The 22,468-nt window shown below is 56.9% G+C and carries 17 protein-coding genes and 1 tRNA gene; 3 read left to right on the top strand and 15 right to left on the bottom strand.

What is annotated here, in order from left to right:
- Positions 1-8 precede the first annotated feature (8 nt).
- The 9 genes from CLV83_RS02830 to uvrB form a co-directional block, all read right to left on the bottom strand.
- Complete coding sequence (locus CLV83_RS02830) at positions 9-218, bottom strand: hypothetical protein (protein ID WP_132287216.1); 210 nt, start codon at positions 216-218, stop codon at positions 9-11.
- A 412-nt stretch (positions 219-630) separates the two neighbouring features.
- Positions 631-707, bottom strand: a tRNA-Val gene (locus tag CLV83_RS02825).
- A gap of 138 nt (positions 708-845) precedes the next feature.
- Entirely contained in the window at positions 846-1,499 is a 654-nt protein-coding gene (locus tag CLV83_RS02820) for a response regulator transcription factor (RefSeq protein WP_132287213.1), read from the bottom strand.
- A 6-nt stretch (positions 1,500-1,505) separates the two neighbouring features.
- Complete coding sequence (locus tag CLV83_RS02815; protein ID WP_132287211.1) at positions 1,506-2,870, bottom strand: cache domain-containing protein; 1,365 nt, start codon at positions 2,868-2,870, stop codon at positions 1,506-1,508.
- A 92-nt stretch (positions 2,871-2,962) separates the two neighbouring features.
- On the bottom strand, positions 2,963-4,249 hold the full coding sequence (locus tag CLV83_RS02810; RefSeq protein WP_132287208.1) for a TRAP transporter large permease: 1,287 nt from the start codon (positions 4,247-4,249) through the stop codon (positions 2,963-2,965).
- An 18-nt stretch (positions 4,250-4,267) separates the two neighbouring features.
- A complete protein-coding gene (locus tag CLV83_RS02805) occupies positions 4,268-4,804 on the bottom strand; it encodes a TRAP transporter small permease subunit (protein ID WP_207894693.1) in 537 nt (178 codons plus the stop codon).
- Positions 4,805-4,890: 86 nt separating this feature from the next.
- Positions 4,891-5,967 (bottom strand): TRAP transporter substrate-binding protein, encoded by a 1,077-nt coding sequence (locus tag CLV83_RS02800; protein WP_132287205.1) that lies wholly within the window; start codon positions 5,965-5,967, stop codon positions 4,891-4,893.
- Positions 5,968-6,284: 317 nt separating this feature from the next.
- A complete protein-coding gene (locus tag CLV83_RS02795; RefSeq protein ID WP_165900221.1) occupies positions 6,285-8,135 on the bottom strand; it encodes a methyl-accepting chemotaxis protein in 1,851 nt (616 codons plus the stop codon).
- A gap of 181 nt (positions 8,136-8,316) precedes the next feature.
- Positions 8,317-10,338, bottom strand: a complete 2,022-nt coding sequence (gene uvrB / locus CLV83_RS02790; protein ID WP_132287199.1) for an excinuclease ABC subunit UvrB — start codon at positions 10,336-10,338, stop codon at positions 8,317-8,319.
- Positions 10,339-10,597: 259 nt separating this feature from the next.
- Here uvrB and CLV83_RS02785 point away from each other — a divergent pair, with 259 nt between their 5' ends.
- The 3 genes from CLV83_RS02785 (at position 10,598) to CLV83_RS02775 (ending at position 14,358) form a co-directional block, all read left to right on the top strand.
- Positions 10,598-11,785 carry a pyridoxal phosphate-dependent aminotransferase gene (locus CLV83_RS02785; protein WP_132287196.1) on the top strand — a complete coding sequence of 396 codons (1,188 nt, stop codon included), beginning with the start codon at positions 10,598-10,600 and terminating at the stop codon, positions 11,783-11,785.
- A 68-nt stretch (positions 11,786-11,853) separates the two neighbouring features.
- Positions 11,854-13,041: a GGDEF domain-containing protein gene (locus CLV83_RS02780; RefSeq protein WP_132287193.1), complete on the top strand. Its 1,188-nt coding sequence runs from the start codon at positions 11,854-11,856 to the stop codon at positions 13,039-13,041.
- 30 nt (positions 13,042-13,071) lie between these two features.
- Positions 13,072-14,358, top strand: coding sequence for a TolC family outer membrane protein (locus tag CLV83_RS02775; protein ID WP_132287190.1), 1,287 nt, complete (start codon positions 13,072-13,074; stop codon positions 14,356-14,358).
- A 36-nt stretch (positions 14,359-14,394) separates the two neighbouring features.
- Here the strand turns inward: CLV83_RS02775 and CLV83_RS02770 are convergent, their stop codons facing one another.
- The 6 genes from CLV83_RS02770 to trmA form a co-directional block, all read right to left on the bottom strand.
- Positions 14,395-15,180, bottom strand: coding sequence for a hypothetical protein (locus CLV83_RS02770; RefSeq protein ID WP_132287187.1), 786 nt, complete (start codon positions 15,178-15,180; stop codon positions 14,395-14,397).
- 109 nt (positions 15,181-15,289) lie between these two features.
- Positions 15,290-15,931 (bottom strand): hypothetical protein, encoded by a 642-nt coding sequence (locus CLV83_RS02765; protein ID WP_132287184.1) that lies wholly within the window; start codon positions 15,929-15,931, stop codon positions 15,290-15,292.
- Between the two features lie 28 nt (positions 15,932-15,959).
- The gene (dcd, locus tag CLV83_RS02760) at positions 15,960-16,526 is read right to left on the bottom strand and encodes a dCTP deaminase (RefSeq protein WP_104002608.1); all 567 of its coding nucleotides are present in this window, start codon (positions 16,524-16,526) and stop codon (positions 15,960-15,962) included.
- Positions 16,527-16,666: 140 nt separating this feature from the next.
- A complete protein-coding gene (gene apbC / locus CLV83_RS02755; protein WP_132287181.1) occupies positions 16,667-17,764 on the bottom strand; it encodes an iron-sulfur cluster carrier protein ApbC in 1,098 nt (365 codons plus the stop codon).
- A gap of 51 nt (positions 17,765-17,815) precedes the next feature.
- Complete coding sequence (locus tag CLV83_RS02750) at positions 17,816-21,316, bottom strand: acyl-[ACP]--phospholipid O-acyltransferase (protein ID WP_132287178.1); 3,501 nt, start codon at positions 21,314-21,316, stop codon at positions 17,816-17,818.
- A gap of 27 nt (positions 21,317-21,343) precedes the next feature.
- Positions 21,344-22,432, bottom strand: a complete 1,089-nt coding sequence (gene trmA / locus CLV83_RS02745; RefSeq protein ID WP_132287175.1) for a tRNA (uridine(54)-C5)-methyltransferase TrmA — start codon at positions 22,430-22,432, stop codon at positions 21,344-21,346.
- Positions 22,433-22,468 lie beyond the last annotated feature (36 nt).

The following is a 22,468-nucleotide window of genomic DNA, read 5'->3' as shown; positions in this document are numbered from 1 at the left end:
GAGCATGATTACTGACTAAGCTTGCGCAGCAATGCGTCCGCATACTCGACGGCAAGCTCAGCGACAGAATCACTGTCTACATACTCTTCGCTCGCGATGAGAGTGCTCAGCGCCTGAGTCGCTATGTACTCGCGCTTGGTAAGTCCACTGTTGTATTTCGATCCAAAAGCCGACGCTCTTTTGTTTGCCTCGAGCTCCGTGGCCATCGTCACCATCATTACGCGCCTCCTTGCGTTTAGCTGATCTGGGACAACAGATACATCTTATATCAAAAACCGATTTTCGGAAAAACTACAAAATACTCAACTCTCATTCCGACCTACAACACCCAGGCAAACCCTCTCCTCACGCACAAAAAGACGCCGATAGTCAGGCTTCAAAGCAAGAAGGGATAGATCAGCGACAAGACCCACAGCACCAAGCGGAAAGAAGCCAATCTGGATGGAAGGCGAGCTCAGCCGTTAACGATGTCGAAGTCACTTAAAGCATAGAGAGGAAGAGATAAAGCTCGCCGTAAGCGCTCGACGCGCCGGGCCGGCGTCAACACCAAAATCCAAGAGGCACTCGGGGGTAGCGCATAAACAAAAACAGCGGGCCGCTTTCGCTAACCCGCTGTCTCTGCAAAGAATTTGGTAGGACTAAGCAGACTCGAACTGCTGACCCCCACCATGTCAAGGTGGTGCTCTAACCAACTGAGCTATAGTCCTAGATGCTTGGGCTGTGCTCTGCCTCAAACGTGGTGCGTATTATATATATCGTTCCGCCTTGTGCAAGTGCTTTTTGAAAAGAAAATTTAGTTTTCTTTTCAAAGCCTTAGCTGTTCATCAATTAAACAACCTGGGCCTCTATGAAAGCTGTACCAGGTTGTGTTCGATAGCGTATTTCACCAGACCCGCCGCGGTCTGGATATTAAGCTTGGACTTGATGTTCTGGCGGTGGGTTTCCACCGTGCGTACGGAAATATCCAGCTCGCGGGCAATCTCCTTGTTGTTACGCCCTCCGGCCAGCAAGCGCAGTACGGTCAGCTCTCGAGGCGTCAGCACACTGCCATCGTCCGCCGGGGTAGCGGGCTCGTCGAAGCGCGCAAACAGGGTCTGGGAAGCACCAGAGCTGAAGTACGTGCCGCCATGGTGAACAGTCTCAATCGCTTTGACCATCTCCTCAGAGGAGACATCTTTCAGGATGTAACCGGAAGCCCCGGACTGGATCAGCTGGAGAATGTACTCGCGGTTATCGTGCATACTGAGGATCAGCACACGCACGCCAGGACAGCATTCGCGTAGTTTTTTTGTCGCTTCGAAGCCGTTCATCACCGGCATGGAAACGTCCATCATCACCACATCTGGCTTCAGTTCGATAGCGGCTTCCACCGCTTTCAAGCCGTTGGCGGCATCTCCCACAACGCGAATCCCCGGCTCATCCTCCAGCCGCGCACGGATGCCATCAACCACCAGTGGATGATCATCAACCAAAATGACATTAATCGGTTTATCGGTCATTACTACTTATCCCAACACCTGAGGCCCTTTGAGCGGCAGAGCCACGCGGATACGCGTCCCCTCGCCTACACCCGAGTCGAGGCGATATTCGCCGCCCAGGAGTTCGACTCGCTCACGCATGTTGCGCAGACCAATACCTAGCATATGCCGATTTTCCTGGGGATCAAAACCGCAACCGTTATCCTTTAGATCAAGGCGCACCTTACCGCCCTGATGATCCAGCTTGAGTGCAATGGCACTGGCATCCGCATGTTTTTCCACATTGGTCAGTGCTTCCTGTATCAGCCGATAGAGGGTGATTTCGATATCTTCTGGCAAGCGGTTGTCAGGCAGGGCCACCTCTTTACTGATGCGGATATTAGTGCGCTCGGAAAAGTGCTCCAGCAGGGCTGACAGACCGCGCTCGAGCCCCAGGTCATCAAGTATGCTGGGACGCAGGTCGTGCGAGATGCGCCGCACCTCCTGAATTGCCTGGTTAAGTACCTCGCGACCCACATTGAGATCCTCCAGGCCTTTCATCTCCCCCTGCCCCAGCTTACGCTGCGCCAGCTCTATCCGGTAGAGCACGGTCACCATCAGCTGATTGATACCGTCGTGCAGTTCGCGGGAGAAACGCCGCCGCTCATCGACCTGAAACTGAATAGAACGATGGGCAAGCGAGCGCAGACGCGCATCGGCAAGACGACTTTCATGCAGGTTGATGGCAACGCCAAGGATCACGATGATCAGTGTCATGCTTGAGACAATCACACTGACGTTGAAGAAGTTCTGCCGGATATTCATGCTGACTTCACTGCGAATCTGGCGCAGTTCAGCGCTGATATCATCCAGGTAAAGCCCGGTGCCGTACATCCAGCCCCAGTCGGATATCTCAACCACGTAACCGAGCTTACTTTCCACCTCATCCCGCCGCGGGTTGTGCCAGAGGTAGCGATGATAGCCGCCGCCTTCATCGGCGATGCGCAGCAGGTTGCGGATCACGTAGTCACCGCTGTAATCCTGCATATCGATGAGGGGCTGCCCCACCAGTTCGGGCTGAATGGGATGGACCAGATTGACGCCCTCGCTGTCATAGGCAAAAAAGTAGCCATCGACACCGAAGGTCATATCATTGAGGATCCGCCTCACCTCCTGCTTGGCCAGCTCCTCATCTCCGCCAGCCGCTTCGCGGACATGGACAATCGCCGCTTCCGCCATCTCGACATAATGCCGCAGTTCGCGACGCTTGGAGTCGAGCAGATTGTCCTCAAAGATGGCGATCTCCTGCTCAGACAGCAGCACCGCTCCCTTGCTACCCAGCCAGGTAATCAGAATCGCTACCAGCACCATCGGCAAAATCGCCAGCAGCATGATTTTTGTTTTTAGCGACATCACAGGCTCAGCAGTTAAATTTGCACAGCGGATACAAAGAAGCCGATTGCGGCGGATACCGCAATCGGCTTCGGGACAAGCCAGTTGTCAGGTTATACCAGACCGAACCAGCTCGGGAAGAACATGATCGCCAGCACGATCACGATCTGAATCGCGATAAACGGCATCACGCCCTTGTAGATATCCAGCGTAGTCACCTCTGCCGGTGCTACACCCTTCAGGTAGAAGAGCGAGAAACCGAACGGCGGTGTAAGGAAGCTGGTCTGCAGGTTCATGGCGATCAGGATCGCGAACCAGAGCGGAGCGATACCGAGGATATCAGCCACCGGCGCCAGGATCGGTACGATAATGAACGCGATCTCAACGAAGTCGATGAAGAATCCCAGAATCAGGATCGCAATCATCGACAGCACCAGGAAGCCCATGGCTCCGCCAGGTAGATCAGACAGCACCTCTTCGACGATGTAATCGCCACCGGTGTAGCTGAACGCCATGGAGAACGCAGTCGCACCCAGCAGGATGGCAAACACCATCGCAGTGACCTTAACGGTCTCAATTGAGGCCTGCATCAGCATTTCGAAGCTGAACTGACGATACAGCAGCGCCAGCACCAGCGCGCCTACACCACCCAGCGCAGAGGACTCAGTCGGCGTCGCGATACCGGCGAAGATGGAACCCAGCACCACCAGAACCAGTGCCAGCGGCGGGATGATGGAAACAGCCGCTTTGACGTAAAACTGGCGGCGGTTCAGGCTCTCGTCACGGGGCACGGTCGGCGCCATTTCAGGTTTCATCCAGGCAATTGCCAAAATGTACACCAGGTAGGCACCCACCAGCACCGCGCCGGGGATGATAGCGGCCTTGAACAGGTCACCCACCGGGATGCCAAGGACGTCACCCAGGATAATCAGGATGATCGACGGCGGAATAATCTGCCCCAGGGTGCCCGAGGCACAGATGGTGCCGCAGGCAAGACGCTTGTCGTAGTTGTACTTCATCATCACCGGCAGCGAGATCAGACCCATTGCCACGACTGAAGCCCCTACAACACCGGTGGAGGCCGCGAGCAGCGCGCCCACCAGCACGGTGGAGATAGCCAGACCACCCCGTACGCCACCGAACAGCTGCCCCATGGACTCGAGCAACTGTTCAGCCAGACGCGTGCGCTGCAGCACGATCCCCATGAAAATAAACAGCGGAACCGCCATCAGAGTCGTGTTTTCCATGATGCTCTGAATACGGAACGGCATGAACGCGAACATATCCGGACCTTCGGCAAAGACACCGAAGATCAGCGCTACACCACCGAAGGTGTACGCTACCGGAAAGCCGACCAGCAACATAAGCAGGGCGGCGAAAAACATGATAATACCGATCATTATCTAAACCCTGCCTGATTAGTGCTGCACCGGTGTGTAGTCATCGTCTTTCAGACGACCACTGAGAATGTTGATCGACTTCAGCGCCAGACCAACACCACTGATGAAATTAAAGAACATCGCAAACGGAATCACCGACTTGATGATCCAGCGATGCGGCAGACCACCCGGGTCGCCGGAGCCTTCACCCAACTGGAAGGATTCGCGGGCGAAATCAACGCCGTACCAGGCAACCAGCAGACAGAACGGGATCAACAGTACCAGTGTGCAGATCAGGTCGATCCAGGCGCGTTTACGAACGCTGAGCTGGTCGTAGATGACATCGACACGTACGTGACCACCCGCTTTCAGGGTGAACGGAATGCCCAGCATGAACATGGCGGCGTAAAGATGCCATTCCATCTCCTGCATACCGATATAAACGGTGTTAAACAGGTAGCGGGACGCAACATCAAAGAAGACGTTGAACAGCATCAGGATAAACAGCACGGCAGCAATTTTGCCGAGCAGATCGGAGAACCGATCGATCGTCTGTTGAAGACGTAGAAGGAACATGATTTTCAACCTCATGGACCGAGGATTAGGACCAGATTACAGGCAGGGCACCGCCCCTCAGGGCGGAGCTCTGCTTGAGCGAGGCGTTACTCTGCCATGCTATTGAGGTAAGCGCGATCCGCAATGTCGGTCCAGACACGGATCTGCTTCAGGTAATCCGCCTGAGAGGACAGGATTTCCTTGGCCAGCGGGTCAGCTTCAGCAGCTTCAGCCAGCAGCTCATCGTTAGCCTGCTTGATAGCGCCCATCACTTCCGGCGGGAAAGACTTCACCTGGATATTCGGGTACTCGTCGGTCATGGTCACCCAGTTTTCGGCGGACACATGGTGAGAGTTGATGGTCATATCGTAGGCAGAGACCTTCATCGCGGTCAGCAGGATCTTCTGCAGATCTTCCGGCAGACGGTCCATGGTGCGTTTGTTGATCAGGAACTGCAGCTCGGTGGCAGGCTCATGCCAGCCGGTGTAGTAGTACGGAGCGATTTTGTGGAAGCCCATACGCAGGTCCATGGCCGGACCGATCCACTCCAGCGCGTCGATGGTACCACGCTCCAGAGAGGTGTAGAGCTCACCCGGCGGGATGTTGGTCGGGCTGGCGCCCAGCTTGGCCAGAACTTCACCGGCGAAGCCCGGGATACGCATTTTCAGACCCTTGAGGTCTTCGACGCTATTGATCTCTTCACGGAACCAGCCGCCCATCTGCACGCCGGTGTTACCGCCCGGTACAGAGATCAGACCCAGAGGCTCGTAAACCTTCTGCATCAGTTCCATACCACCGCCGTAGTAGAACCAGCCGTACTGCTCAACAGCGGTCATACCGAAAGGCATGGTGGTGAAATAAAGGGTGTTGGGGACCTTACCCTTCCAGTAGTAGGAAGCGGAGTGGCCCAGGTCATACTGTCCGGCACGAACCATGTCGAACACGCCCAGCGGGGATTTGTGCTTGTTGGCAGTGTCGATAGTGATCTGCAGACGCCCGTTGGACATCTCTTCGGCCAGTTTGGCCATCTCCCGAGCGGGAACACTGAAGGTGCCGAAGTTGGTGGGCCAGGTTTCGGCGAGCTTCAGACGGTAGGTTTTCTCTTCCGCCTGAGCCGGAGCGATCAAAGCCGCAGCACATGCCGCAGCCGCAATCAATTTGCGGGCAAACGTCATTTTCAACATTATTCTTATATCCTTTTTGTATTGGGGATTCTCCAGATTCAGCATAGACGCTGATCCGAATGCTGACAGTTTCTCAGCTGCTGTCAGCCTTACCTATTCGCAGTTCCCCGCAACCGGATCAGGATCACTACCTAGTCTCTAAGTATTTTTACTTAGTTTCGTCTAAGTAATAACAGCTAGGTAAGACGATATTCAGACTCCGCGATTCCAGGTTAAACCTGACAGACACGAGCATGGAGCCATGCCATAAAGCGCCCATAAAAAACGGGCGACGCTTGCAGCGCCGCCCGTTTAAACTACTTAGCTCTTTTGCTGGATCAACAGCGGAAACGTGCCGTCATCGTCTGCAGGTTTTCGGCATGCCCCACTACGTCGGAAGAGAAGCTACCGATTTCACGGGTGCGCTCAGAACCGCGGGAGACATTATCGAGCACCGCATTCATGCTGTGAGCAATAGACTGCGCTGTCGCCGCAATCTGCTCAATGCTGGCCGCCTGCTGCTGGTTACGGTCGCTGACCTCACCAAAGAGTGAGCGAATCTGCTCCATCTCATGAATCGCCTCACCACCCTGTCTGCGGCTTTCATTGACCTGTTGCTGGCCAGCCTCCATGGCGCTGAGGATCTGATTCATCTGCCCCTGCATGTTGTTGTTGATATCGTTGATGTTGGAGGTCGCAGACACTGTTTTCTCAGCCAGAGAGCGAACCTCATCCGCCACCACGGAGAAACCACGTCCCGCCTCACCGGCACGGGCAGCTTCGATGGCCGCGTTCAGCGCCAGCAGATTGGTCTGCTCGGCCAACCCATTGATCATATCGGTGACACCGTCGACACGGGAGGAAGCCTCGTTCAGTCGATTCAGCTCATCATGAATCCGTGCGAACAGTGCAGAAATCTCTTCCAGTGAACCCAGCGCGCCGGTGATGACCGCGCCGCCCTTTTCGGTGGCCGCTTCCGCTTCACCGGAGAGGCGGTTGGTCTCTTCCGAAGCGTTAGCCATCTCGGCAACGGTCTGGCTGATCTCTTCCGCCGCTGCGGCGACCGAACCGGTCTCCGATTCAGTCTGCTCGCTCTCGCTGATCTGGGTCTGCAGCGTGTCACTCAGCTCAGTGGACATCCGCTGCAACTGGGAACTGCTCTCTTTGACCCCGTTCAGCACCGAACCTAGCTGCTCAGTCAGGTTGTTCACCGCCACACCCAGGCGATCGAACTCGTCCTGCTTGCCTGTGCTCACCGGCAGACGCAGGGCCAGATTGCCCTCGGCAACCTCTTCCAGGGAAGTCAGAGTGGTGTTCAACGCTTTTGTCGAACGCTTAAGGGTCAGCATCAACAGCAGAAGCACCGCGGCCGCGACACCGATACCCGCGATCAGTATCGTTGTGCGTGCGGTTTTGCTCGCACTGTCAGCAGCGGACCTGGCCTGGGCCAGCTGAGCCAACACCTGGTCGAAGCGCTGAACGACCTGCTGATTGAACTGCTCCAGCTGAGCATCAGCGCGGATCTCCGCCTGATTCTGCGCCTGAATCAGCGAGATCAGCCCTTCCACCTCGGTAGCGATCGCTTCCAGCGGTTCATCAAAGGTATCGACGAAGTCGAGCTCAACCAGGGTCTGGCGCAACTCCGCTTTGGCAGCGCGAAAGGCATCAAAAGACTCAGGGGAACGCTGTTCGATCAAACTGGCAATGCTCTCCTGCATCTTCTGATAGGGTTTACGCATAAAGGAGAAGAGTGAATTTTCAAACTCAGCCAGGCGATCTGCCACCGCTTTACGCTGGCCATCGGCATTCGTCACACCGATCGCCTGCCCGGCATCGATCTCTTCGCCCTGAGCTACCAGCCAGGTATCCAGCGTGCCATCGAGCACCTCAGCGCCTTCCATGCCCTGATCGGCGAGGCCCGTCAGGATACGATCCTGGGTTTGCTTGAATTTCGGCAGCGCCTTCTCGGCGACATCTCCAGAAAGACGGGACAGGGTCGAAACTTCTGACCTCAGGGTGCTGAGATCGATGACCCATCGACCCAGAGTATCGACCCTTTCAGCTGCTCGGGATTGGCTATTAAGAGAAGAGATCGAGAGGAAGATCAACGCGGCGAAGCCGACGACGGTCAGTATCACCACGAGCATGAGGTTCTGCTTGAACCCCAGCTTGAAGCGCGAGAGTGGCATCCTTAGTTTCCTTGTAATAGTTATATCCAGCGATATACCGGTCCCCAGCCACCCTAACATTGCCCTGCGCCATGTGGTCTGGGGGAAAACCGATTGTCATTATATCGACATTATCCGCTAAGACTTTAGTACCAGCTCTGTCGCAAAACAACCCCACAAATATTGCAACTTGCTGATTTAATTACTCAGGAAGTGAGGCATGTTTTATCCGCTCAAGCTCATCACGCAGCTGCGCCGCTTTCTCAAATTCGAGATTTCGTGCAGCTTCGTACATCTGATCCTCCAGCTGGTTGATCGTTTTCGCCAGCTCCTTGGTACTCATGCCACGCTCATCAACCCGGTACTCCGCCGCAGGCTCTGCCGCCTTGCGTGCGCCGCGGGAGCTCTTGCGACCCGGCACCGCACTGGCACCCTCCATGATATCCGCCACCGATTTGACGATACCTTTCGGGGTAATACCATGCTCTTCGTTGAAGGCGATCTGCTTCTCTCGACGCCGTTCGGTTTCATCCAGCGCACGCTGCATGGAACCGGTTACCCGGTCGGCGTAAAGAATGGCACGACCGTTCACGTTGCGGGCGGCACGGCCGATGGTCTGAATCAGTGATGTATCGGAGCGCAGGAAGCCCTCCTTGTCCGCGTCCAGAATCGCTACCAGCCCAACCTCAGGCATATCGATCCCCTCACGCAACAGGTTAATACCCACCAGTACATCGAACTCGCCGATACGCAGATCACGGATAATTTCAACACGCTCCACAGTATCGATATCCGAGTGGACATAGCGCACCCTGACATCGTGTTCGGCGAGGAACTCGGTCAGATCCTCCGCCATCCGCTTGGTCAGTACGGTGACGACGACTCGCTCGCCCCGGGCGGCAACAAGACGGATCTCTGACAGCAGATCATCCACCTGGGTGCTCGCCGGACGGATCTCAACCACCGGGTCCACCAGCCCGGTCGGCCGCACTACCTGCTCGGCGATCTGTTCGGCGTGCTCAGCCTCGTATTTGCTCGGTGTCGCCGAGACAAAGATCATCTGCGGTGCCAGGCGCTCCCACTCTTCAAACTTGAGCGGCCGGTTATCCAGCGCCGAGGGCAGGCGGAAGCCATACTCCACTAGGGTTTCCTTACGGGAACGGTCACCGCGATACATGGCGCCGAGCTGCGGAATGGTGACGTGGGACTCGTCGATAATCACCAGCGAGTTGTCCGGCAGATACTCAAACAGAGTTGGCGGCGGCATACCCGGCCCACGGCCGGAAAGATAGCGCGAGTAGTTCTCGATGCCAGAGCAGTAGCCCAGCTCCAGAATCATCTCGATATCGTAGAGGGTACGCTGCTCCAGACGCTGGGCTTCAACCAGCTTGTTGTTCTCACGCATCTGCTCAAGGCGCTCACGCAGCTCCTCCTTGATTTTGTCCACCGCTTCCAGCAGCACCTCACGCGGCGTGACATAGTGCGTTTTCGGATAGATGGTGGCGCGCGGTACCTTGCGCAGCACTTCTCCGGTGAGCGGGTCAAAGTAGCTGATCTGCTCGATCTCGTCGTCGAAGAGCTCGATCCGAACCGCTTCAACCTCCGATTCCGCCGGGAACACATCGATCACATCGCCGCGCACCCGGTAGGTGCCGCGATGCAGCTCCACATCGTTACGGGTGTACTGCAGCTCCGCCAGACGGCGCAGCAGACCACGCTGATCGATGCGGTCGCCACGATCCAGATGCAGCATCATAGACAGGTAGGACTTGGGATCACCCAGACCGTAGATCGATGACACGGTCGCCACGATAATCGCATCTTCGCGCTCCATCAGCGCCTTGGTAGCGGAGAGGCGCATCTGCTCAATGTGATCGTTGATCGAAGCGTCTTTCTCGATAAAGGTATCGGACGAAGGAACGTAGGCTTCCGGCTGGTAGTAGTCGTAGTAGGAGACGAAATATTCCACCGCGTTATCGGGGAAGAATTCGCGAAACTCTCCGTACAGCTGTGCCGCCAACGTCTTGTTATGGGCCAGTATGATGGTCGGGCGCTGCACGGCTGCAACCACATGAGCCATGGTGAAGGTTTTGCCGGAACCGGTCACACCGAGCAGGGTCTGGGCTGCCAGCCCCGACTCCAGACCATCGACGAGCTTGGCGATCGCCTTGGGCTGATCACCCGCGGGTTCAAATGCCGAGCTTACCTTGAATCTTGTCTTCATCCTTCTATCCTGCTATCGAGCGAACCGGGAAGTATAACGCGCCACCGGGGCCTAAATCATTGGGTTTACGGCCAACCGATCAGTTGGAGCACTCGCTGATGGCGGTGGCATGAGTTTCCTATCAGCAACTTTTTTCACCATAAGCGCCGAATTACGTCTTTTTAGGTCGCACAGGGATTCAGAGTCCACCCCGAATCCTGTATGCTCCTAAAGCATTTGCCATGTACATTTCAGGCGCTGACAGGAAGAGGAATCAAGCTTGGACGTGCAACTTTCCAACCGCGTAAACAGCATCAAACCTTCTCCCACGCTGGCGGTGACCAACCGCGCAGCTGAACTGCGTGCGGCAGGCCAGAACATTATCGGCCTGGGCGCTGGAGAACCGGATTTCGATACACCCGCTCACATTAAACAGGCAGCGATTGATGCCCTGAACAGCGGCTTCACCAAATACACCGCTGTCGACGGCACCCCCGCGCTGAAAAAGGCGATTATTGCCAAATTCGAAAACGAAAACGGCCTGAAATACGAAGCTAACCAGATTCTGGTTTCCTGCGGCGGTAAGCAGAGCTTTTTCAACATGGCTCTGGCCCTGCTGGACGCCGGCGACGAGGTGATTATTCCCGCACCTTACTGGGTTTCCTACCCGGATATGGTGAAAGTTGCCGATGGCGTTCCGGTCATTCTGACCACTACCCAGGAGCAGCGCTTCAAAATCACTCCGGCACAGCTGGAAGAAGCGATCACCGACAAGACTCGCCTGGTCGTACTGAACAGCCCGTCCAACCCGACCGGCGTTGCGTACACCGAAGAGGAGCTGAAAGCTCTGGGTGAAGTGCTGAAGCGCTACCCGAACGTGCTGATCGCCACCGACGACATGTATGAGCACATCCGTTTCACCGGCAAGCCGTTCTGCAACATCGTCAACGCCTGCCCGGAACTGTATGAGCGCACCGTCGTTCTGAATGGCGTATCCAAGGCTTACTCCATGACCGGCTGGCGTATCGGTTACGCAGCTGGCCCTGCCAAGCTGATCGGCGCGATGAAGAAGATTCAGTCGCAGAGCACCTCCAACCCCACTTCCATCTCCCAGGTTGCAGCTCAGGCCGCACTGGAAGGCTCCCAGGAGTGTGTCGAGGAGATGGTCAAGGCGTTTAAAGAGCGTCACGACTATGTCGTCAGCGCCCTGAATGCCATTGAAGGTGTCGAGTGCATCGAAGCGGACGGTACTTTCTACGCTTTCCCGAGCTTCCAGAAGGTGATCGACTCCCGTCCGGAGTTTGAAGACGATATCGCTTTCGCCGAGTTTCTGCTGATCGAAGCGGGCGTTGCCCTGGTACCGGGTTCCGCCTTTGGCGCACCGGGTAACCTACGCCTTTCCTTCGCCACCAGCCTGGATACCCTCAAGGACGCGATCGGACGCATCTCCAAAGCGCTGGCGCAGTAATGGAGCGATGATCCTACAGCGGCGGACACCCCGTCCGCCGCTTCCCTTTCACGGAAAGGAGATCCAGCGTGAAAGCCCGCATAATCTCTGAACTGTTCTCCTCTAGCCTCCTCCCTGTTGCACTGCTGATTAACAACCAACTCAAGTGGTCCAACGCCTCGTTTGAGGCGCTACCGAGCGCCAGCCGCGATAGCCTGATCAGGCAACACAACACAGCAGCACAGGACCACCGCTTCGAACGCTTGAGCTGTGATGAATACCTGCTCCTGATCGGCACGCCATCGGCCAGCAGCCGGCATGAACGCAGGCTTATTCGCGAACTGATACCCGCCCTGGCTGCCGGCGGTGATCCCTGGCTGACCTGCGCCCGCGTTCTCGGCCCAATGATCGGACAGACGGAACTGGTCGCGGTGAAACACCAGAGCGAAGATGCGGATGAACTGCTCGGCCACTGGCACGACGGTGAGACTCTGCCGCCGCGCCGACTGACCTCAGAGCACGCCCTCGCCGAAAAGATCTACGCCGCCACCGAGGATCGTCTGCTCGCTACCAATCCGGCGCAGGACTACCCCGAGGATTCTCTGGTAGCCGATAGCCAACCCCACTACTTCATCAGCCAGCGGGTCGACAGCAACAATAAAGCCCGGGGTTATCTGGCAATACTCGAAAACGAGAAGCCCGATACGTTCACCGAGAATATCCACCTGCTCCAACTGGCGGGCGACATTCTGGCTGGCCACTTTGCCAGCGAGCCGGAATCAGCACCGGAGAGCGCCGACGAGAATACTCATCCCAGGGATACACTGACCGGTCTGCCCGGCCGCGCGGCCTTCGACGCCGCATTGGAACAGGCTGAGCTGCACTATCTGCAAAGCGAAAAGAACTGCGAAATGGCGATGCTCGATATCAACGGTCTGTCAGCGATCAATAATCTCAAAGGCATCGACTACGGTGACCGGGTACTGACACTGCTTGCCGGGGCGCTCAAAGCGATCTGCCGCAGTGGCGACCAGGTGTTCCGTTTCGGCGGAGACGAATTTGTACTGCTGATGCCGTTTGGCAAACATGCACCACCACTGAAAAAACGACTGACACAGGTAGAAGAACAGCTACGCAAAGAGACCGGTATCGACGGCTTCAGCCTCGCTTTTGGCATCTCCAGCCTGTCAGAAACCCGGGGCAGCAGCGACGACCTGATGCTACTCTGTGATCGGAGGCTTCGAGACTCCAAGGCGGACCAGAGAAAAGAGACCTAGACTCTAGACACACATACAAGGGGTGTATTGATGAGAATAAGGAAAAGTATCTCCGCTGCAGGTATCTGTTTCACACTCGCAACCACCCCGGCCAGCGCCGGCGCTCTTCTCGACCTCTATCAACAAGCGTTGGACGCGGATCCGCAATTAAAGGCAGCCGAAGCCACTTTCCGGGCTGACGCCGAGTCCTCAACCCAGGCCAGATCCGCACTCTTGCCGCAGGCAAATCTCGACGCCAACACCTCACGCATCGATAACCGCTTCCTCGATGGCAACAGCCACGGCTACACACTTTCGCTCTCCCAGCCCCTGTTCGATGCCAGCGCCTGGTTCACGTTCCGGCGCGGTCAACTGCTGGAAGAGCAAGCAGAACTCACCTTCTCACTGGCGCAGCAGGAGTTGATTCTAAGATCCATAGACGCTTACCTTGGCGTTCTGCGCGCTCAGAACACTCTCGATCTGGCGCAGGCACGGGAACGCGCCCTGTCACGCCGCCTGGAACAGGTGCAGGCGCAGTTCGAGGTCGGACTGATAGCCGTGACCGACGTCCTCGACGCCCAGGCCTCCTACGACGAAGCCGCCGTCCAGCTGATCGACGCCCAGGGCGCACTGAGCAACAGCTTTGAGGCACTCGAACGCCTCGCGGGAAGCCCTTTCGACAATATTCAGCCACTTAAACCGGACTACCCGATCCTGTCTGTCGAACCAACCGATCCTGCCACCTGGCTGGACCGCGCCTTCGAGGGCAACCTGGTTTACAGGATCAGCCAGTATGACAGCCAGGCGGCAAGACGCTCGCTACAGGCCGCACGTTCTGAACACCTGCCGCGCCTGGCGATAGAGGCGCAAGGCGGTGAAACCACTGAGCGCGGCGACTGGAACGATTCCAATAGCATAGCGCTGACACTGACCATGCCGCTGTACACCGGCGGCTCAACCAGCTCCAGCGTGCGCGCAGCGGATCAACGCAACCGGGCCGCACTTTTTAACCAGGAAGATCAGCGCCGCGCCCTGACACTGCAGACCCGATCCCTGCTGCGTGACCTGAACACCAGCGTTGAGAGCGTCAAGGCACGGGCGCAGAGCATCAAGTCACGCGAAACTGCGCTGACGGCGAACGAGGAAGGCTTTTCGGTAGGTACTCGCAACGTGGTCGATGTACTCGATGCGGAAAACGCGCTTTATCAGGCCCTGCTAGACTACGCCAACAGCCGCTACGACCACATCACCACACTGTTTGAGTTCAAGCAGACGGTCGGCAGCCTGAGCCCAGAGGATCTTATCGCCCTGGACCAGTGGCTGACCGACGCAAAATAGGTAACAAACAAAGGAGAGATGATCTCCTCAGGGAGGTCAGTGAACCGTGGGGTTATCCTCTTCGGCTTCCGACAGGATCGGCTGCCCCTCACTGTCATGACCGATCGCGCCTACCTCAACACCACGTTCCAGCAACTGCTGCACCAGCATTTCAGTAAGATGCGCACTGATGATCATGCCAGCAGGCGGATCACCCTCGAACAGGTCTTCATCCAATAGATCATCGCCACGCAACCCAAGCAGCAGCGGGTTTTCCAGTAGCAGCGGCGCCAGCTCATCGGGCGTGAATATGGCGTGATCAGAAGCCACCAGCAATGCCAGTTGATAGGCATCATGAGGCCCCTCTTCCAAACGTTCAACGTAGGCTTTCTCGGCCAGATGGAACAGATCGCTGAGATGACTGCGCCCGCGCTGGGGTACAAACTCGCCCGCTTCCGTGTAATCGATGCCATGTACTGCCGGCACAGAGTCGAGCTCATGGGCATCAACCAACACCCGCCCCTCGGAATCCACTTCCAGCCAGTTACGGTTGACCGCTACCGCCAGCAAACCCTCCAGCGCCGCCGCAACAATGTTACTGGTGACGATGGCACCGACACAGGGATTGGCGCGCTCACTATCCACATCGATCAGGTCACTGGCGCGTGCCGACAGCAGCTTGGGATCTTCATCGATCAAGGCGGCCAGCTCTTCGCCGGAAAGCCAGAGGCGATCGTTACAGACGCGATGGGCAGTGAGATAAGGCTCAGTCTCACCATGATCGACCATGACCTGGACGTATTCAATACGAACCTTTTCCAGTAGATCGGCTAACCGACTCATACCGCTCCTCCTGGAGACAAGGGGACACAGAAACAAAAAGGTGCCACAAACGCGGCACCCTTAATAGTAATCTTCCCGACGATAATTGCACGCACCGCCGGATAGCTATTCAGTGGATGGTTATACCGATCGGCTGAACCCGGTCCTTCATGTCATCAAAGGCATGACGCAGGTGCGACAGCGGCATCAGACCGAAGTCGATCGGGTCGACCGGCAACTCATACCAGTCCAGCGACCAGATACGGGTCATCAGCTCATACTCGCCGATCAGCGCATCCAGCAGAATCATGACCGCTTCGACACGGGGATCCATTTCCAGAATCTTCGGCGCATCACGCAGATAAACGGCCAACTGAAGCTTGCCGTTAAGCTGTCGCAGGGAGCACCAGAATTCATCGATTTCGCACAGTTCATCACCCATGTTGACGAACGCGGGCACCGGATCGTAGCGCTCGTTAAACGCGCGGAAGCTGATACCGGACAGGTCCGGCGCAGCACCGACCAGCGAAAGCACCGCATGAATCGACTCCGGGTAGCCATCACAACCAAACACCATCTCGACCGGACCGCCTTCCGACTCCTTCTCGAAGTGAAAGGTCAGATTGCGATCGATCTTCTGCAGGCTGGAACGATAAGCGTTCAGCAACGCATCGGCTTCAAAATGCGCATCCTGCTGACTGGCCAGCAACTGGTCGAGCGTCTGCTCGACGTGCTGCCAGAAGTCTTCTATCTGCTTATGGCTATAGTTCATAGAGTCTGTGCTAATCGGGTGAATTGTCTCAGGTACGGGGAACGACGACGCCGGTCTGCCCCTGATACTTACCCTTGCGATCGAGATAAGAGGTTTCGCACACTTCATCAGCCCCCAGAAACAGCATCTGGGCGACCCCTTCGTGGGCGTATATTTTGGCCGGCAACGGCGTGGTGTTGGAAAACTCCAGCGTCACGTGACCTTCCCACTCCGGCTCCAGCGGGGTGACGTTAACGATGATGCCGCAACGAGCATAGGTGCTCTTGCCCAGGCAGATCGTCAGCACATCGCGGGGAATACGGAAATATTCCACGGTGCGGGCCAGCGCAAAGGAGTTGGGAGGAATGATGCAGACATCGGATTTCACATCAACAAAGCTCTTTTCGTCGAAGTTTTTCGGATCGACGATCGATGAATTGATGTTGGTGAAGATCTTGAATTCGTCCGCACAGCGCACGTCGTAACCGTAGCTGGATGTGCCATAGGACACGATAGGCTGATCGTTGACCCGGCGCACCTGGCCCGGCTCAAAAGGCTCGATCATCTTCTTTTCTTCCGCCATACGGCGAACCCAGCTATCTGACTTAATGCCCATGTTTTCCTTTGCGCGTAACGAACTTGAGTGAATATTAGCGCACCATTCTACAGCGCTTTGGGACGCCAACGCCAGCACCGGACGGGCTAGAAAAGCTCTCGTCCGGTGGCGTTAAAGCGGTGCGTCAGTGGAAAGCGGCGTCAGTCGCCGAAGATCTGGATTTTAGGGCCTCGCGGTGCGCTACCCACTTTCTTAACCAGACTGGCCGACAGGCGTGCGGCGATCTCAAGATAACGCCGGGCGTGAGCACTTTCAGGATCGGAAACAACACTCGGCTTACCACCGTCAGACTGTTCACGGATCGCCAGCGTCAGCGGCAGCTGACCCAGCAGCTTGCAGTCGTAATCCTGGGACAGCTTCTCACCGCCGCCAGCACCGAAGACCGCCTCTTCATGACCGCAATTGCTACAGATGTGAGTGCTCATATTCTCGACCACTCCCAGCACGGGGATATCGACCTTGCGGAACATTTCGATCCCCTTACGGGCATCCAGCAACGCGATATCCTGAGGTGTGGTCACAATGACCGCGCCGGATACAGGCACGCGCTGGGACAGGGTCAGCTGGATATCACCGGTTCCCGGCGGCATATCGATCAACAGGTAATCGAGATCATTCCACTTGGTCTGGTTTAGCAGCTGCTGCAGTGCACCGCTGACCATGGGACCGCGCCAGACCATCGGCGTATCGTCATCCACCAGGAAGCTCATCGACATCACCTGGACACCGTGACTCTCCACCGGCAGGAAGAACTTGTCATCTTCAGCGGTTTGCGGACGCGTGCCGGAGGGAACACCGAGCATCATGCCCTGGCTCGGGCCGTAGATATCCGCATCCAGCACACCAACCCGCGCGCCCTGTGCTTTAAGCGCCAGCGCCAGGTTAGTCGTCGTCGTGGATTTACCGACCCCGCCCTTACCGGACGCGATCGCGATAATATTTCGCACACCGGCCAGACCTGGCAGCTGCTTTTCAGAGCCTGTGGCGGGGATCTTCTGCTGGACGTCGATGCTGACATTGCTGACGCCACAGCTGCCCTGCAACGCTTCAGTCAGGGCATCTTTCAGAGACTGATGCTCGCATGCACCCGCGTAAGGCAGTTCCAGCGCAACAACGACCTGGTCTCCGGACAATTCAACCTGGCGAACCGCACCGGCTTCACCCAGCGGCTGCTCCAACCAGGGATCGACCCAGGTATCTACACAACGCCTGATGGCGTTCGGGTCCAGCTCTGACATGCAAATTTCTCCAATATTCTACGGCTAAAAACATACCTTTATACTCAGGTATTATGTCGAATCCCCTTGGCACAAGTCCAGCGCCAGGGCTCGGGCGGCGCAGAAATCCGGCTTGCCGCTGCCCAGATAAGGCAACTCGGCAACCGACAGCACCTTGCCTGGTAACATAAGTGCGGCCATACCGCCGTTTCTCAACCTTGCCGGGATCTCTTCGGCCTCATCGGATTCAACCATCAGAACTACCTGTTCCCCCTTACGGCTGTCCTCGATGGCGGTGGCCATCAGCGCAGTATCAGCCCCAAGGATGGCGCGCGCTTTCTCCTCAACCGCACCGAGCGAGATCATCTCACCGCCAACCTTCACAAAGCGGGAGTAGCGGTCGATCAGGGTCAGGAAACCGTTTTCATCGAGCCAGCCTTTATCGCCGGTGACGTACCAGCGCAAGCCATCCTGTTCGATGATCACTTGCGCAGTACGCTCCGGATCGTCGAGGTAGCCCTGCATAATCTGGGTACCACCGATCATTACCATCCCAGCCTCACCCTCAGGCAGCGGCTCAAAAGACTCGGGATCCACCACCCGGAACCAGGAGCCGGGCAACGGCATGCCCACCGTGCCATCCTTGTTACCGACCTGAAGCGTCCAGTAGTTGGTATCCAGATAATCGGGCAGGTTAACGCTCGCCACCGGCGTGGTTTCAGTACAGCCGTAACCCTCCAGCACCTTTTTCCGAAAGCGGGCTTCAAACGTTTCCCGCACTTTTGGAGAGAGCTTTTCAGCGCCGGCCACCACCAGCCGCAATGACTCGAACATGGACGGCAGCACCTTGGAATTACGGGCATAAAGGCGCAGAAAGGTGCTGGTACCACAGAGCAGTGTTGCCCGCCAACGGGCCACCGCCTTGGCGACGTTAACGGCATCCGTTGGGTCCGGGTGACAAACCAGGGGGACGCCTTCTATCAGAGGCATCATCGTCGTTGCCGTGAGGCCAAAGGCATGAAAGGTCGGCAACGTGCCGAGTACGCAATCATCCTCACGAATATTGAACACGTCGGCGATCTGTTTGACGTTCGCGAGAATATTGCGATGACTCAGCATCACCCCCTTAGGCGTACCTTCACTACCGGAAGAGAACAGAATCGCGGCGGTGTCATCCAGCACAGCGCCACCACCGTAGCGAAATTTAAGCCACCATAGCGGCGCCAGACGTGCTGATATTAGTGTCGAAACCGCTTCAATTTTGCCAATTGAGCCGCGCAGTCTCTCCAGCTCGACCACCTCAAGATCATCAAACAGCGGCTCCATATCCAGGCCTCGTTGTTTGAGCCGCTTCCGAAACTGGGACGAAGTGACCAGGACTTTGATACCGGCTCGCTTCGCGCATTTCTGCAACACCTCAACCGGCGCCGTGTAGTTAAGCGGCACCAGAGTCTTACCGGCCATCAACAGCGCCAGATTTCCGATAACACCGCCAGGCGCAGCCGGGAGGAGCACGCCTACTCGCTGCCCCTCACAGCGCCGCAAACGTCGCGACAACAGCACCGACGCGGTCAACACCCTCAGGTGAGACAGGGCTGGTCCATCCAGGTCGGTCAGCGCCCAGTCTGCCGGCGCCGCCCGAGCCGTTGAAATAAACGCCCTGGGCAGAGACTCCAGGCTATCGGTGTAACGCGCCCAGGCACTGATCGACAGTTCGGAGACCGCCGCACGCACACTGGTCGCATTGCTGTCTAACGGCATCTCGGCACCAAAAGCGACAATCACATGACGCCGCCAGCCGGCCCGCCGGGTCATTTTCGGCCGGGCATTTGAGCGGGAAAAACGACTGCCCCAAAGGCCACGCAGATAAAACGGAATAATCCTGGCGTTACTGTCCGCGGCTATCTCGGCTGCGCGTTCAAAGCCTCGTTTGAAAGGCGCCAGCTGACCGCTATGGCTTATTGCCCCCTCCGGGAATACACAGACCACCTTACCCTGTTGCAGCAGCTCACCCACCCGCTGCATCGCCTCGCGACTGCCGCTTGAAGAGACCGGGATCACCCGATAACAGTCAAGCAGCCAACGGAGGTACCAGCGTTCATACAGCGAGCGTTCCATGACGAAGTGCACATGGCGCGGACAGGCAAACTGCACCATCGCCCAATCCAGCCAGCTAATGTGATTCCCCAGCAGCAAGGCTCCGGTACCGTCTCTGGGCAGATGCTCAAAGCCCAACACCCGCAGGCGATAGCGGTGCAACAACATCCTGACCAACAGCCGCATCAGCGCTTCCGGCATGCGGATCACGGCAAGAACGGCAGCAACAGCGGCCGCTACCGCCAACACAACAAGCAGCATGCGCGCGGGCACCTCCAGGTAGGCACTAGCCACTGTGGCGACCAGGCAGGAGAACATCGCCACGTTCTGCAGGAAGTTGTTACCGGCAAGAATCGCACCGCTCTCCCCTTCCGGCGCATGAAACTGAATCAGGGCGTTCAGCGGCACAATCGCCAGCGCGCCACCAAAACCAACCGCGAAAAACATCATCCCGGCTTCCACCAGCGAGCCCGAGGCGGGCAGGAAGAGCAACCCCAGGGCGACAATGACAGCACCGGCCGGTATCAGACCCAGGTTGATATGATGACGGGACAGTCGCGCAACCAGCATCGAACCCAGCAGGATGCCGACGCCCGCCAACGCCATGGCGCCCTGAATAAGAAAGGTGTTGAGTTCGCCAAGATGGGCTTTCACATAGGCTGGATAGACCGCCACCATCACCTGGCTGATTGACCAAAACAGCGCCAACCCCATCACAGACCAGAATATCGGCCGGTGGCTGGTGACCCGTTTCAGGTTGCGTCTCAGCAGCTGCCCACGCAGATAGGCACCACGGTCGAGCTTCAGCTCGGGCCTCCCCTGCCCTTTGCCAAGTCTGAGCGCCAGCAGCCACTCCACACAGGCCAGCAGAACCAAAAGCCAGCCCAGAGGCGCGATCTGTTTCAACACATCGGCCGGCGTACTCTCAACCAGAGCGGTCTGTGCCAGCCGCGCTTCAAACAGCAACGAAAACAGCACAATTGCGCCGAGTATCGAAATAATCGTCGCCGCCTGGACCCAGCCGTTGGCGCTACTGAGGTTGTCTGAGCCCACCAGCTCACGGATATAGCCATACTTCGCGGGCGAATAGAGCGCGCTTTGAGTGGCCAGCAGGAAGGTCATCACAAACGCGGGAACAAACCAGCCCTGGTAATAACAGAGAGTAATCGCCAGGGTCAGGCCGATCGCCGCAGCGGCGGTATTGCGGATCACCCTGGGTTTGGCAAAACGGTCAGAGAGAAACCCCGCCGGCGTAAACAGCAGGATGAAAGGCAACAGGATCAGCGCATTCACCACGGCGGTGAGTAGCACCTGTTCAGGCCCGTCGTAGGCCTTGAACAGGGTGTTCTGAATCAGAATCTTGTGACCCAGATCCAGCGTCGCATTGAGAAAGGCAACGGCAATAAATGGTAGAAAACCGGCGATACGCCAGAGAGGGTTATCCTTTGTATCCTGATGACGGCTACCGGATGTCATGCCCCCTCCGTTGGTTTATGCCGGGTTTCAGCGCCGCGTCAAATAGACACCGCACTCCAGGTGGTCGGTATAAGGAAACTGATCGAATATGGCAAACCGCTCTATCCGATGAGTACGGGTTATATCCCGCAGATTCTCTTTTAACGTCTCAGGGTTACAGGAAATATAGAGGATATGCTGATATTCAACTACCTGCGACACGGTCTCATCATCCAGCCCAGCCCGAGGCGGGTCCACCAGCACCGTGGTAAAGTCGCACTCCTCCAGCGCCAGCCCCTGCACCTTACGGGTTTCCTTTTTACCCTTGAGCACCAGCGAAAGATCCTCTGAGGGCATCCGTAGTACGTCGATATTTTCAATTCCGTTCTGCTCGATATTGAAACGGGCCGAACGCACCGACTCCTTGGAGATCTCGGTAGCGACCACGCGACGAAAGTTCTGCGCCAGTGGCAGGGTGAAGTTACCGTTACCGCAGTAGAACTCAACCAGATCACCGCCAGCGTCGCGGCTCGCATCCAATGCCCAGTGAATCATCTGGCGACAGACTTCGGCGTTAGGCTGGGTGAAGCTGTTTTCGGTCTGCTTGTAGCTGTACTCACGACCGTCGATATCGAGCTTTTCGATCACAAAATCCTGATCGAGTACAATTTTGTTCTTACGAGAACGGCCAATGATATTGATGCCAAAACGCTCCCGCAGCGGGCGCACGGCCTCCGTCCACTCATCACCGATGGCACGGTGGTAGAGAAGACTAACCAATAATTCGCCGGAGAGAGTGCTAAGAAAATCGATCTGAAACAGCTTGAAGCGCAGCTTGGGATCCTCTCGGATCACGTCAAGCAGCTCGAACATCATGTTATGAATCCGTTCGGAGACCATCGGGCACTCATCGATGCGGATCTTGGCGTGCTTGTCGCCGGGCTCGAACATGACGTAGTAAAGATCATCACCCTCATGCCAGACGCGAAACTCCGCCCGCATGCGGTAATGCGAGGTCGGCGAACGGTAGAGATCGATTTCGGGCAGCTCAAACTCGGCAAAATCGCGGCTGATTCGCTCACGTTTCGCAGCTAGCTGGCTTTCATACTGGGCAGGCTCAACCTTGGGCAGGGGCATCGGGTCCTCGACAGACAGGCAAAACAGGCGGCGATT

The sequence above is a fragment of the Marinobacterium mangrovicola genome (genome assembly GCF_004339595.1).
Classification (GTDB): Bacteria; Pseudomonadota; Gammaproteobacteria; order Pseudomonadales; family Balneatricaceae; genus Marinobacterium_D; species Marinobacterium_D mangrovicola.
The sequence above is the reverse complement of the archived record's forward strand: the minus strand, read 5'-3'. Positions and strand labels throughout refer to the sequence as shown.